Source organism: Microcoleus sp. AT8-A3 (assembly GCF_036705675.1).
In the GTDB taxonomy this organism is placed as follows: domain Bacteria; phylum Cyanobacteriota; class Cyanobacteriia; order Cyanobacteriales; family Microcoleaceae; genus Microcoleus.
Genome location: NZ_JAUBVD010000031.1, coordinates 15373 through 29269 on the forward strand (window position 1 = coordinate 15373; position 13897 = coordinate 29269).

Below are 13897 nucleotides of genomic sequence, written 5' to 3' on the forward strand. Positions count from 1 at the left end.
GCTGACATTTGATGGTTCAGCTTAAAATATGCCAGCCCAAGACATCTACCACAATAATGTCAGAACAGCCCTAGAAAAAGATGGGTGGACGATAACCAAAGATCCCCTACCCTTAAAAATTGGCAAACGTACTCTCAGCGTCGATTTGGGTGCAGAAAAACTATTTGCTGCCGAAAAGCAAGGTCGCAAAATTGCTGTAGAAGTCAAAAGTTTCGTGAGTGCTTCACCAGTTCATGACTTAGAACAAGCTGTTGGACAGTATATTGTTTACGAAGATATTCTACAGCGAGCGGAACCTGAACGGATAATATATCTGGCAATTCGTGCAGAAGTTTATGCACAAATTTTTTCTGAACCTATCGGGCAGATTTTGTTAGAGAACAAGAGATTTAAACTAATAGTTTTTGATTCATTAAAGGAGACAATTGTCAGATGGATAGACTAGATGAATATCGCCAAATTATTCGCAATGTTTTAGATAGTTATGCCCAGATTTCTTACGGACACGGAGAAATTAAAAGCAGCGTTATTGTTGACAGCGAACAAAACAATTTTTTACTAATGCACGATGGCTGGCAAGGGCCTAAAAGAATTCACGATTGTATCGTTCATGTGGAAATTATCGACGGCAAAATCTGGATTCAACACGATGGTATAGAAACGGGAATTACTCCAGAACTTGTAGAATTAGGAGTGCCTAAAGACAAGATAGTTTTAGGGTTTCATCCGTATCATGTTCGGCAACATACGGGATATGCGATCGCCTAAACCAGCTTACAATACAGGAAACAGGTTTTCATATCTCTGCCGACTATTCTGAAAGCCCGATCGCATTTTTGGGCAAAAAGTGCGATCGAACACCAAAAAATTCGTCTTTAACTATTAGCAATTATCGTTTTATTGACCGTCAGTTTGTCTGAGAGCCGCCAGAATTTCCGGTCGTTTCATGCGCGCGTAGCCCCGCACTTTCCGGTCTTTGCCGATCGCCTTCAAGCCTCTCAGCGAAAGACTTTCGTAGTCATCCTCTGGGGACGGGGGCGGAAACGGCAACTCTAACTGCAACTGCGGTAACTGAGGTTTTTGCTGTGCTTTCGACTGCTTTTTCTGCTGCGTTTTTGACTGCTTTTTCGGCGGTGCATCTGGCTGTCTCTCTGAGTTAGTCGCTGCGGCTCCCAGTTGGCGGCGGAGCGTTTCAATTTGATTTTTCAGGTCATTTTCTACCTCTTCAATGGCGTCGGAGACAAACTGATTAATTGTTTGGACTGTCCGTTCTAATTTTGTTGACAGCAGTTTTTCCAGTTCATCCAACTGTCTCAAAGCACCTTCAAGATTTACCTCAGAAATAACAGCCGATGTTGGCGGACGGTTGCTGCTCGATTGTTCAACTTTTTTAGCCATTTTATCTACCTTTTCATGAAATGCTTTTTCCACTTGTTCGAGCAAATGCTTAATCTGTTCTATTTGGTTACGCTCAAAGTTCTGCTCAGTTAGAGCTTTTACGTGTTTTTTTAGCAGGTCTTCATTTTTTTTAACAGATTGTTCTATTTGTTTTGTTAGACTATCTACCTTTTTTTGAAATGATAGCTCTAATTGTTGCAGTAGAGTCTCAATTTGTGCAGTTTTCTGAGTCGGTTGCGGAGCTAAATGTTCCATTTCTGCTTGAGCAACAGCTACCTCCTCGTCGGTCATTTCAAATACCCACGCCCACATTTGCTCGATGCCGAGTTCTTTAGCAACAATACACCAATCTGAGCCGCAGACAACTTCATATTCTTCTTCGTTGCTGTAAGCTTCTGTAGGGCGTACAATTAAAGGAATCAAGTTGCTGCCTTGCTCGATCAGACTTCTCCTGAGAGCTTCGCGGCGTTCGCGAGGAATTTCGCCCCGATGAGGCTCTGGTACTGCAATTTGGGAAGTGTAAATCTGACTGTGACTAATGGGCTTAATCCGCAAATATTCAACTATTCGGTTTTGATCGGACGATCGATCCATCTTGTTACAAGTCCCCTTTTGTCATTAAAATCTGGTGTGTAGGTATTTATGTATATCTACGCGGCTTCCCGTGGGGTGACATCCCTGACGATGGCGTCGGGCCCTCGCCCGTGCTACGGCAAAAGTTACTGCAATTCCTAAAAAAAGCGACTGTGATGAGTTTAACTGCCTGTGGGACACCAATGATCCACTGCTTTACTCATCTTTACTTATTTTGGAGTAGAGACTCACTGAGTCAAAGTTGCCAGTAGCCGCAGGATTTGCGAGTTATGAGTATTTTTGCCACTTGTCAATTATTTTAATCATTGTTTTGTCGGTTAACCCTTTAACACGTTCCACCACATTTGCAAATGAGACAAACGGCCGCGCATCTCGCTCTTTGAGTATTATTTGGATTACTGGAAGCTTCAATCCAGCATCTTTCAAATTAGCCGACAGTTGATTTTTCTCTAAAGTATTGAGTGCTTCCAACAGCGACATTGATTCGGAAGCTACGTTTGCAAATTCTGGTATCCTCTCTACCACCATTTTTTCGGGTGGCGAGTCTGCTTTCAACTCATTAATTTTGTTTGCTAACCCAGCTTCAACTAACAGAGGTACTTGTTGTAAGATTCGGTTTTCAATTTCTTGTATACTCTGCGCTAAAACTTGTTGTTCACGGGCGTAGTCGGCTTTTAATTCATTGATTTGAATTGCAAACAAGGCTTGAATATTCGTTAGTCGCTGTTCTAAACTAGATGAATCTTCGGTAGTTTCATTTTCACCTAAATGAGGGACTTCGACTAAAGAAACCGGGTTTTTGATTGAATCTGCAGGCTGTGACGAAGTATTTTCCTCAAAAAACCCGGTTTCTGGGTTCTCAACTAAATTTTCAGTTTTGGCTGATTTCCTCAGCGCTTGAACTTGCTCTAAAAGCAATTCTTCATTTTCGGGTTCAAGAATAAATGCTCCGATTGTCTCGCCTTTTTGAGGGTGAATTTCCCTGGCTTTCGCAGCAGCGTAGTATTCAAAGTCTCCGTCTACTATCTCGTAGGCATCCATACCGTTGCGGCGGACAATTATGGGGTTGATCAATCCTCCTAATTCTAAAATCAGTTGCGCCAGTTTCTCCAAATCCGGCTCTGCAAAATTGGAACGGGGCACTGCGGATGTAATTTTTTTAACTGCAACCAGTGACGGAGATAATTTTTTCATTAGTTTTTACCTATTTTTTCCAAAACTTCGAGTGCTAGCATTTCAAATTCTTGGGATGCGATAGAATCAGGCTTAAAGTCTAGCACTGAAATCGGATCGGCGATTTCCATATTTCCCACGATTTGAAATTGTTCTGCACACTTTGCTAAATCGTCTCTCTCGTAAATTACGCTGTCCATGATTTCAAAGCCGTAGCGTTTGGGAATTGCCTCCCTCCGCTTGGGCAAACTGTACTGTACAAATTTAGCATTAGTTGAAATTTTGCAAGGGAGGACGCCTAAAACTTCTAGTGGTTTCTTGCCAATTTGTTTTTTGAATCCGTTAACTTTTTTGATAAAGTCCTTGACATTAATCAGTCCTTGATTGGCAAAAGGTTTTAAGTCAGAAGGAATAATTAAATAATCCGCCGCAATTAGGGCAACTCTAGCATAAAAATTCAAAGAGGGCGGCGTATCGATCAGTACAAGATCATATTTCTCCTGTACTTCTGCTAGTTTTTGAATTAAAATCATTCGGCTGTAATCTAGTTGATTTAGTTCCGTTTCATATTGCATTAAATCAATATGGGAAGGAATCACATCTATTTCGGGATGGCAAAAATTAGACTTGCGAGCTACTTCTGCGATGGAGAAAAAGTCTTCTGATTGCAAAACTTGAAGAATATTATTATCTTTCAAATCGTCTTGTTCTTCATCCTCAAATTTAACTAAACCTGTCGCAAAGGTTGTATTCGCTTGACTATCTAAGTCAATCACCAAGACTCTCTTACCTTTCTTGCTCAGCGCCGCAGCTAAATTGACTACTGTTGTAGTTTTGCCAACGCCGCCTTTGTTATGGTAAACTGCAATGATTTTCATAATATTTTGAGTTTTTTGGGGAACGGTTACATCGGATTTAACTTGAGGCTTAACTGGATTATTTTCAGGTATTTGTTCCGGTTCAGAGATTTGACTTGGCTGAGCTTTTGCGGTGGCGGGATTGTGGGGCTGTACTGGGACTTCGCTAATTAACTCAGGACTAACCAAATTAATTTTATTATCTTCCAGTTCTAGATGAACGGGAGTTTTTATAGGTTTTAAAGTATTTCTGCCAATTAAAGCGATAATTTCATCAATTCTATTTTCAAGGTCTTGTCCAGCACACTTAAAGACTAGCTGAATATCATCGGCGACTCTTTGGTAAATTCTAATTTCTTTACCGTTAGTTATGAGTCCGTAGCGGATGCTCAAACTTGTTAAATAGCGATTGAGTTTTCGCAGGTGGCGGTCTAAATTTTCCTTGGGATGTTTAGCCTCCATGACTACACTCATCGGTGAGTCTGTCTCGACAACTATGGGGATAACTTGGGTGGCAAATGAGAGGAAGTCTAGACGAATATTCCCAAATGCTATTTCTTGGTGCCAAGTGTCGGGGGTATAGCCTAGTTTTGGTAGCAGATAGCTGACAATGAGTTTGCTTTCTACTTCGCTTTCGTTGCGACAGTTATTGGGATTGAAAGTCATTCGATTTTAGATTTTAGATTTTAGATTTTAGATTGGGAATGACTGATTTAATAATGGTAGGGATTGTGAGATTGACAGTAGGGCGCGCATTCCGCACCTTACAAAGGCTACGGATTGTAATATCGAAAAACCCGGTTGTGTTTGACAAACCGGGTTTTTCAGGCATTTATCGCGTTTCAAACTTACTTTGTTTGAGCGTTAAATTCTTGCAATGTCTGATAGCCGCCAGCGGGATCGTATAGGTGACAGTTGTCGGCAATCCGCTTCATTAAAGACCAAGAAAATTCTGTTTCGTAGAGATGATCTTGCCAGTTTTCCTTTAAGCTGCTGTGGGCGAGGCGCAAATTGTACCAGGGAATAGCAGTTGAAAGGTGGTGGGGAACGTGGACGTTAATGTCGTGGCACAGAAACTCTACCCAGCGGGGATAATCGCAGTGAACTGTTCCCGATAGTTGCGCTTGGGCTTCGTTCCATTCTTCGGGTTCTTTAAATGAAATGTCTGGTGCTGTGTGGTGGACGATCGTAAAAGTGCTCATCCAGAAATGGTAAACCAGCCAGGGCATCAACCAAAATTTGACAAATCCCCAAATGCCTGTGGTTGCAATTAAAATCGGAAATCCGATCGCAGCACCGATTAAAACGACAAAAACTGAAAACCGCACTTGTTCTTGTTTCTGTTGACCTTTGAACCGCCACCACATAAAGTGTACTTTTGCCCAGTGGGCGATCGAACCGATCCACCACATCCGACCGAAAATTAAACTATAAGCTATTTGTAAAGCCTTGGGAGCAGCAGCGTAGTCTTCTGCTGTCATCGGCTGCCAAGCATTATCCTCACCAAGTTTATTGGTGTGCTTGTGGTGGTAATTGTGGCCGTGCCGCCATGCGTGAAACGGATAAATTAACGGCAGAAAAGCAATATGTCCGACTAAATCGTTTACCCAGCGGCGGTTAGCAAATGACCGGTGCCCGCAGTCATGGCCGATCACAAAAAAACCGGTTAATCCGGTGCCTGTGAAAATCCACATTAGGGGCAGTAGATACCAAGGCGATACTGCTAAGCCCCAATAACCAACAGCAACGAGTAAAACGTTGACGATTACTTTTGTCCAAGCTTTGCGGGGGTTTTTGACGAATACTTCCCGCGGCAGGGTTTTGAGAATATCTTTGAGGCGCAGGTTGGAGGTGTCACTTGCGGATGTCAAATTTAGTGGTTTTTCGATCGATGCTGTCATAAATTGATTTCGATTCTCCGTATGCCATGACGATGGCTTAACAAAATTAGCGCATAAAAAAGCGCAGTAAAATGTCAGCTCGTTGCCAGCAAGCAGCAGACGAGTTGAGCTGTAGGCAAGCGCGTTTTAGCAAATGCTAGCGATCGCTATCCGCAGTTAGGAATTTCTAGCACTTTTGGCAAAAAACACTGCGGGTAGCAAAACATTCGTTTTTATAACACAGGGGCAGGACAATTAGCATTAGGCGCTATTGTCTGCTAATTGCTCTTGCTGCCAGAAATCGGGCCCTGAGCCGGCAAGCCAGCGATCGACCGTTGCTGTTTGAGGCTTTGCACTTCCAGCAGCAAGGATTCGATTTCTGCTTGCAAGTGCAGGAACTTAACTTGCTGATCTGCTTGGTAGGGGCACTTTACCAAATCTACTTTGCGGGCAAAAGTGGTCGATAGGGTAGAAGAACTAGCCATTTCGGGATTGCTCGCGGTGACTTGAGGCCGGGAAAGAGTGGATGAATTATTTGACATTAGTAATTGAGTAGACATATCTACACATTCACACCATTAAGTTACTTTAACCTGAACCGATCGTATTAAACATCAAATTAACCGATCGAGCTAAAATTAGTGTAAATTCCTTAGCCATTGCCTAAAACCATTGACATCGTGACCCTGATTCTACCTGCTACTGACTCTGCTCCTAACTCTGCAGCCCGCGCCGCCGAGCCCAAACGCTACGGCTGGCCCGGCTTGATCGAAGCTTATCGCCCCTACCTGCCGGTGACTGAAACCACGCCGGTAGTCACTCTCCAAGAAGGCAATACTCCTCTGATTCCAGCACCTGCGATCGCCTCTCTCATCGGTAGAGACGTGCGCGTCTTGGTCAAATACGACGGCCTCAACCCCACTGGTAGTTTCAAAGACCGGGGGATGACAATGGCGATTTCCAAGGCAAAGGAAGCTGGTGCCGAAGCTGTAATTTGCGCCAGTACCGGCAATACTTCGGCCGCCGCCGCCGCCTACGCCAGACGCGGGGGAATGCGAGCTTTCGTGTTGATTCCCGAAGGTTACGTGGCTTTGGGCAAGCTGGCGCAAGCTTTGCTTTACGGTGCGGAAGTAATTTCGATTGGCGGAAATTTCGATCGCGCCTTAGAAATTGTCCGCGAAATGGCTGTCAATTATCCGGTGACATTGGTCAACTCCGTCAATCCTTACCGCTTGGAAGGTCAGAAAACCGGCGCTTTTGAAGTGGTGGACGCTTTAGGCGACGCCCCCGACTGGCTGTGCATTCCCGTGGGAAATGCGGGAAACATCACAGCATACTGGATGGGTTTTTGTCAATACCACCAAGCCAAAAAATGTTCGCGCTTGCCGCAGATGATGGGATTTCAAGCCGCCGGGGCTGCACCGTTGGTAACGGGCTCACCGGTATCGCACCCAGAAACCCTGGCGACAGCAATTCGGATCGGCAACCCTGCTAGCTGGAAACAGGCGATCGCAGCTTCCGAAGCCAGCCGCGGCAGTTTTGCTGCAGTCACCGACGCCGAAATTCTCGACGCTTACCGTTTGTTAGCATCGCAGGAAGGAATTTTCTGCGAACCGGCGAGTGCAGCTTCTGTGGCCGGTTTGCTGAAGGTAAAAGACCAAGTTCCGACTGGGGCGACAGTAGTTTGCGTGCTAACTGGTAACGGTTTGAAAGACCCGGATACCGCAATTAATCACAGCAACAATCAATTTAAAAGTGGCATTGCTCCGACTTTGGATGCAGTAGCTGGGGCGATGGGATTTTAAGAAATTAGTTGACAGTTGTCAGTTGTCAGTTGTGTTCTTTGTGTCCTCTGTGGTTCCTTTAAACTAAGATATTGCACCGGCGGTCAACAACCTGTAGGGGCGGGTTCACCAGCAATATCTAACAATTACCAACAATCTGAATAAACCCGCCCCCACCCAACAGTAAATCGCAATCTACCTCTTTTAACATACAAGGGGCGGGTTCACCAACAATATCTAACAAGTACCAACAATCTGAATAAACCCGCCCCCACCCAACAGTAAATCGCAATCTACCTCTTTTAACATACAAGGGACTGCTTACTCAATAGCTTTCAAGGATACCAAAAGACTAAAAAACCCGCCCCCACCCCGCGCGAAAGTCCTCGATTGATATTGTTGTAAGATATCAGTTTAAATTCACATCTTGCACCAATAAAAGAAACAGGCTTTCCGGCCTGTTCCACAAAATATAAATTGTCTTGTGGAACAGGCCGGAAAGCCTGTTCATAAAAGGCTAATTGAGAATGGTGCAACATCTCAGTATCAATAAACTCCTGTGATATCACTTTTTTATCCATAAACTCAGCGAAACAATTTTGTCATTATCTTATGACTAGCCCTACTGCAACCCTGTTAATTGCCTGTCCCGATCGCAAAGGACTTGTCGCCTTACTTGCCAATTTTATCGCATCCCACAACGGCAATATCATCCACGCAGATCACCATACAGATTTTACCGCCGGATTATTTCTGAGCCGGCTAGAATGGCAATTAGATGATTTTGACTTAACCACCGAACAAATAACACCTGCTTTTAGTGAAATTGCCAAGGACTTACAAGCCAATTGGCAATTGCATTTCTCTCATAAAATTCGACGCATCGCAATCTGGGTCAGCCGTCAAGATCACTGTTTATTAGACTTGATTTGGCGACAGCGATCGCAAGAAATTAGGGCTGAAATCCCGCTGATAATCAGCAACCATGAAAATTTAAAGCCCATTGCCGCACAATACGGTATCGACTTTGAGTATATTCCCATTACTAAAGACAATAAAGCTATTCAAGAAGCACAACAGTTAGAAATTCTTAATAAATATAAGATTGATTTAGTAGTTTTAGCTAAATATATGCAAATTTTGAGTCAAGACTTTATCATAAATTTTCCCAATGTGATTAATATTCACCATTCATTTTTACCCGCGTTTGTGGGTGCAAATCCCTACGAAAGGGCTTATGAAAGAGGGGTAAAAATTATCGGTGCAACAGCCCACTATGTTACACCGGATTTAGATGCTGGCCCGATTATCGAACAAGATGTTGTGCGCGTCAGTCACCGCGATGAAGTGTCTGATTTGATTCGCAAAGGTAAAGATTTAGAAAGGGTTGTGTTAGCAAGAGCGGTGCGATATCATTTACAAAATCGTGTTTTAGTTTATGGCAATCGGACTGTGGTTTTTGCTTGAAAGTTAGGTATCATATCAATCCTGGTTTGTTACTCCTTCGATCGCTCGGCGAGTGAGATTAATTCCGGTGTGCGATCGCAGTGCAGCGAATCCCAAAGTTTGCTCAGCTTGATATTTTGCATGAGTTGTGATGCTGTTAAGATTTTCCGTTGTCGTCTTGTTGCGATCGCCTTTCGACCAGTTTTCGCAAAGAGCGGCGCATACGACGAGGTTTCGGAACTTTACCTTCACGCTGCTGGGAGCGATCGCCATCTGTCTCTTCGGTTCGATCGTGGAACAAAATGTTCCGCGTGGGATAAGGCAAATCGAGGTCGTTTTCCACATATAGCTTTTTTTTAATAGCACAAATTACCTTGTCGCGCGATCGCAAATCGTCAATTCGGCGCGGCGGAGCAATCCACCACCGAACGCGGATATTGACGGTACTTTCTGTTAACTCCATCGCCAGCACATCGGGTGCAGGAGCTTTCAAAACCTCCTTCAGGCTGTACACTGCTTCCAGGATTAACTGCTTGGCGTGGTCAATATCGTCGCCGTAACCAATACTAATATCGTATTCCATGCGGCGTTTATCGAAAGCAGTATTCACAGTCACCGTATTCGTAAACAATTCGGCATTAGGAATGACAATCCGCCGACCATCATAGGTTTCGATTGTTGTAGCGCGCGTCTCAATATTTTCTACCGTTCCCTCAAAGTTTTTAAACACAATTTGGTCATCGATTCGGAACGGTTCCGTCAACAGAATTAGGATACCTGCTAAGAAGTTTTGCAATATCTCGCGAAAGGCAAAACCAATCGCCACCCCGCTAATTCCCAGCAGTTGCACCAAATCGCCAGCTTTCAATGTGGGAATTATAATCGAAAGAGAAATAAACAGACCAACTAGAACGATCAGACTCTGGGCTAACCGTCCTAACACCAGCCCCAAATTTCGAGCTTGGTGGTGCTTGCGGGTAACTCGCCTGACCACTCTCTTAATTTGCCTACCCACAAAGTAAAAAATTGCAAAGACAATTAACGCCAGCACAATATTAGGCAGCATGATCAGAAAGCCGTCGATCATGCTCTGAATCTTTTTCCAGACTATGGATATCTCTGCCTTCATGAAGTTTCCTCGCGCATCAGTCGTTGTCGATAGTAGTAGAATTTAGCTGGATTAAGTTCTATCTAAAGACTGTAGGTTGGTACGACGCGAGGAAGATTTTTTGGCAGTCCTCAAAATTTTGAATGCGGATTATAGGTTGGGATATACAGCGGATTCCAGGTTTATAAAGTACACCCCAGAAACCGGGTTTCTTCTGGATTTCTCGCCAGAAACCGGTTTTATTCAAGAAACCCGGTTTCTCTGTACTTCACTTACCTGGAAAGTGCTGTAGTACATTTACATCGATTAGTAGACCATCCGTAAATGCGGAATAATATCAACTCAGCCCTTCATCGGAATGATTCATCTCTCTTCCCTTCCTCTGTATCCTCTGCGTCCTCTGTGGTTTAATCATTCCAATAGAACCGGAATTGAATATCATCAAGAAGCTGAGGAATTAATGCCGGTTAATTGCAGGAAAAGCAAAAACAACACATCGGTAACTAAATCCCATCTGCTAAGGAATGAGAATTAAATAACTTCCACAAGTTTGTGGGATGGGCGTCCCGCCCGTCCACTCATGACGGGCTATAAGAGCCCATCCCACAATAACAATTAAAATTGTAAGTTATTTAATTCGCGATCGTAAGGGGACTCGCCATGACGACAATTCCTGAATTTGTAACTCCTAATTCCCAAAGGGCGGTAAATCAAGTAACTGATTTTTAGAAGGTGGAAGTTGGGCGGGATTTTTGCCTGGGGCGGAAGTTTGGCGGATTTCCAGAGCAGTTTCGCCGGGATTTGCAGTGCGAGTAGGTACTATCTCTAAAGAATATACTGTCTCGGTTTTTGCAGGGGCAGGATTTTGGGCTTTCGTGAGCAAGTCAACGGCATCTCCGAGGGCGCTAGTTAAATTTTTGCTAGTTTCGGCGTGACGGGCTTCTTCTTGTTTGAGGGCTTGAGTGAGTTGTTTAACTTGTTCGATCGCCCGATCGCGCTCTTCGAGAACTTCTGCTAACTTAGCTTTAAGTTCGCCAACTGTTTGCAGTTGTTCGACTTCCTGCTGGCGAGCAACTCCAGCATCGTCGCCTTCGGGCACAATGGGGGAAAAATTTTGTAATTGCTCTATTTGTGCTTCCAGAGAAGCGATGGTTTGCTGAGTTAATTTAGCATCATTCCGCCGCTGCTCGGCTTCGGTATTGTAGAGTTGGCGCCACTGAGCGGCACTTTCACCGGCCTCATCGCGATCGCGCGAAACTTCTGTTAACTGCTGTTGCAGCCGCTTGATTTCATCTAACCACTGTCTGACATCCTGAGCCATAATATTGATTTTAGATTTTAGATTTTAGATTTTAGATTGGGGAATTGGGAATTGGCAATTGCGAGTTGATAATGGCTTATATCGTTTCCGGTTGCATCGGAATGATTTAACCGCAGAGGGCGCAGAGAACGCAGAGGGAGAGAATACAGAGAGGAATAATTCCGATGCAACCGGATTTGATATTAATTAATTAACGACTTGTGTACCTCATCTTTCGCCCCATTGCCTGTGCGCTATGAACATTTTTTACTGGTTGCGCTACCTGATTTTAGCTTTGTTTAAGGCGCTTTTAAGGCTGCTGAGAGCTCTCAAACGGAAATTTGGTGGTTTTTGGCTGTTTTGTCGGTGTTTGACTTGGGGGACACTCAAGGAAGTCGCCGCGAAGGCGGGAGAACAGCGCTTGCCGGGGCTGTCAGCGGAAATGGCCTACAATTCTATGCTGGCGCTGTTTCCGGGGCTGTTGGCTATCTTATCTGCGATCGCCCTCTTTGAACCTTTGCAGTCAACACTGTATCAAATCGCCCGTCTTTTGGGCGAAGTTATACCCGATGACGTGCGGAAGTTGATTGGCGGCTTAATCAAAGAAATTCTGTTAACTCGCAGTAAAGGGCTGTTTTCGGTGAGCTTTCTTGGGGCGATTTGGGCATTTTCTGGAGTAATGAGCGCGGCGATGGCTGCACTCGATCGCATCCATGACATCCCCAGCGATCGAACTCGACCCTTTTGGAAAGCAAAACTTATTTCTCTGGCGCTGAGTATCGGTACAATTGTGCTGTTAATTCTAGCATCGGGAGTAGTCTTTGTCAGCGACTTAATTGTACAAGCTATTGCCCGCCAGAGTTGCCTGCTGGAGTCCGTCGCCAATTGCAATTTAAAAAATGTCCAAAATTGCCTGCTACTCGCCGACAATTGCCCTTTGGAGTCGCAACTGTTAGGTGTTTGGCGGTTGTGGCGGTGGCCGATTTCTTTGGGAATTATATCACTGGCTTTTGCTTTTGTTTACCGCTACGGGCCTAGCCGCCGTCAACCAGATATTCCTATTTTGTCGGGAGCTGTTTTTGCTGCTATTTTGTGGGCGCTATTTTCAGCTTTATTTCGGTTTTATGTTTTGCACTTGGGCAATTACAGTTGGACTTACGGCACGATCGGAACTTTTATTGTGTTGCTGCTGTGGCTCGATCTTTCTTCTTTGGTGATGCTGATCGGCGCTCAGTTAAATGTAACAGTGGGAAAGGCTATCAAACAATCAAAATTAAAATAATTTGTTAAGTTTTAATTGTTAATTCTTATTTGTTATTTGCCGGATGCTGGCTTACCGACGGAGTAAAGTGCTGAGAATACCCGCAACAAAAGACAACAAAATCAGTATCCAAATTACACCACCGGGAATGAATGTCAAGAGGCCAACACCTCTGAGAATCCAAACTAGGAGGGTGAGGCCCAGGATAGTCAAAAAGATACGGGTAGATAGTCGCATTTGAAATCTAGGAGAATTAGTCATGTTGAATGTTAAAGTTTTGTCTGGATCAATGATAGCTGTTTTATTGGCGATCGGCAGTTACCTCACCTTAATTTCAGTTCCGGGTTCCGCTGTTGCGCCTGGGGGTGCAAATAAGCTAGGCGAAACGGCAAAAACTGCTCAAAAAACACCTTCTGCAAGTTTAACAATTTCCGATCGCACAATTGGAGCGGCGAAGGTGGGGATGACTTTCGGACAATTGAAAAAGGCTCTGGGTTCCACGGCGCAGTTTAAGGTAGAGTCTCCTTTTATGGTAGACTTTGATTCTGTGGCTGTCAGTCGATCGGGAAAAGTGCAATATCGGATTATCTACGCTGCGGGTACAAAGCTAAAAGATACCGATGTCATTGAACTTTTGATGACTGAGAATTCTAATTATAAAACAGTTCAGGGCGTCGGGCCAGGAATGACTCTGAAACAAGCTGAGGCAATTTACGGCAAGGCTACTTTATCTTATAACGTGGATAATGAAATGAGAGAAAATGTGGTTTTTGCCAAGCAACCCACTAGAAATATTATGTTTGTTCCCAAGGCTGAAGGGAAACAATTTGGGGGGGTTTACGGGGCTGGTAAAGGGGGATTCTATCAGACTAATAAGTATCACCCGAATGCTGTAATTAAGTCTGTGATGGTGCGGAAGTAGCCTTCACATCATTCCCAGAAACCGGGTTTCTTCTGAGATATCTCGCCACCCTACCTAAATCATCCGAGAAACCCGGTTTCTTAGCCTAAAATTAAGGATTACCTGTAGTTAGTTCCAAATACTCTTCATTGTCAAGATAATCTCTGATATTTTCCAGTATTTGCGTCAAATACT

14 protein-coding genes are annotated in these 13897 nt (G+C 44.2%); 6 read left to right on the forward strand and 8 right to left on the reverse strand.

From position 1 onward, the window contains the following. Positions 1–28 precede the first annotated feature (28 nt). On the forward strand, positions 29–445 hold the full coding sequence (locus QUB51_RS18230; protein ID WP_333052804.1) for an element excision factor XisH family protein: 417 nt from the start codon (positions 29–31) through the stop codon (positions 443–445). Beyond that, positions 433–768, forward strand: a complete 336-nt coding sequence (locus QUB51_RS18235) for a XisI protein (protein WP_333052803.1) — start codon at positions 433–435, stop codon at positions 766–768. Before QUB51_RS18230 ends, QUB51_RS18235 begins: the two co-directional genes overlap by 13 nt. A gap of 129 nt (positions 769–897) precedes the next feature. Here QUB51_RS18235 and QUB51_RS18240 read toward each other — a convergent pair whose 3' ends face one another. The 5 genes from QUB51_RS18240 to QUB51_RS18260 form a co-directional block, all read right to left on the reverse strand. Beyond that, positions 898–1992 (reverse strand): Rho termination factor (modular protein), encoded by a 1095-nt coding sequence (locus QUB51_RS18240; RefSeq protein ID WP_333052801.1) that lies wholly within the window; start codon positions 1990–1992, stop codon positions 898–900. A gap of 267 nt (positions 1993–2259) precedes the next feature. Further along, positions 2260–3186 (reverse strand): ParB N-terminal domain-containing protein, encoded by a 927-nt coding sequence (locus QUB51_RS18245; RefSeq protein ID WP_333262618.1) that lies wholly within the window; start codon positions 3184–3186, stop codon positions 2260–2262. Further along, a complete protein-coding gene (locus tag QUB51_RS18250; protein ID WP_333052798.1) occupies positions 3186–4688 on the reverse strand; it encodes an AAA family ATPase in 1503 nt (500 codons plus the stop codon). The genes QUB51_RS18245 and QUB51_RS18250 overlap by 1 nt, the downstream gene beginning before the upstream one ends. A gap of 182 nt (positions 4689–4870) precedes the next feature. Then, complete coding sequence (locus QUB51_RS18255; protein ID WP_333233589.1) at positions 4871–5923, reverse strand: fatty acid desaturase; 1053 nt, start codon at positions 5921–5923, stop codon at positions 4871–4873. A 257-nt stretch (positions 5924–6180) separates the two neighbouring features. Beyond that, positions 6181–6462 carry a hypothetical protein gene (locus tag QUB51_RS18260; RefSeq protein ID WP_333052795.1) on the reverse strand — a complete coding sequence of 94 codons (282 nt, stop codon included), beginning with the start codon at positions 6460–6462 and terminating at the stop codon, positions 6181–6183. Positions 6463–6582: 120 nt separating this feature from the next. Here QUB51_RS18260 and thrC point away from each other — a divergent pair, with 120 nt between their 5' ends. Continuing rightward, positions 6583–7707 (forward strand): threonine synthase, encoded by a 1125-nt coding sequence (gene thrC, locus QUB51_RS18265; protein WP_333272999.1) that lies wholly within the window; start codon positions 6583–6585, stop codon positions 7705–7707. Between the two features lie 314 nt (positions 7708–8021). Here the strand turns inward: thrC and QUB51_RS18270 are convergent, their stop codons facing one another. Then, positions 8022–8267 carry a hypothetical protein gene (locus QUB51_RS18270; RefSeq protein WP_333052793.1) on the reverse strand — a complete coding sequence of 82 codons (246 nt, stop codon included), beginning with the start codon at positions 8265–8267 and terminating at the stop codon, positions 8022–8024. A gap of 31 nt (positions 8268–8298) precedes the next feature. Between QUB51_RS18270 and purU the strand changes: the two genes are divergently transcribed. Beyond that, complete coding sequence (purU, locus tag QUB51_RS18275; protein ID WP_333052792.1) at positions 8299–9153, forward strand: formyltetrahydrofolate deformylase; 855 nt, start codon at positions 8299–8301, stop codon at positions 9151–9153. Positions 9154–9289: 136 nt separating this feature from the next. Here the strand turns inward: purU and QUB51_RS18280 are convergent, their stop codons facing one another. Continuing rightward, positions 9290–10261 carry a mechanosensitive ion channel family protein gene (locus QUB51_RS18280; RefSeq protein WP_333052791.1) on the reverse strand — a complete coding sequence of 324 codons (972 nt, stop codon included), beginning with the start codon at positions 10259–10261 and terminating at the stop codon, positions 9290–9292. Between the two features lie 667 nt (positions 10262–10928). Next, positions 10929–11561 (reverse strand): hypothetical protein, encoded by a 633-nt coding sequence (locus tag QUB51_RS18285; protein WP_333262621.1) that lies wholly within the window; start codon positions 11559–11561, stop codon positions 10929–10931. A gap of 235 nt (positions 11562–11796) precedes the next feature. Between QUB51_RS18285 and QUB51_RS18290 the strand changes: the two genes are divergently transcribed. Both QUB51_RS18290 and QUB51_RS18295 read left to right on the forward strand, forming a co-directional pair. Continuing rightward, positions 11797–12822 (forward strand): YihY/virulence factor BrkB family protein, encoded by a 1026-nt coding sequence (locus tag QUB51_RS18290; protein WP_333262625.1) that lies wholly within the window; start codon positions 11797–11799, stop codon positions 12820–12822. A 238-nt stretch (positions 12823–13060) separates the two neighbouring features. Further along, positions 13061–13723, forward strand: coding sequence for a hypothetical protein (locus QUB51_RS18295; RefSeq protein ID WP_333052786.1), 663 nt, complete (start codon positions 13061–13063; stop codon positions 13721–13723). The last annotated feature ends 174 nt before the right edge of the window (positions 13724–13897 follow it).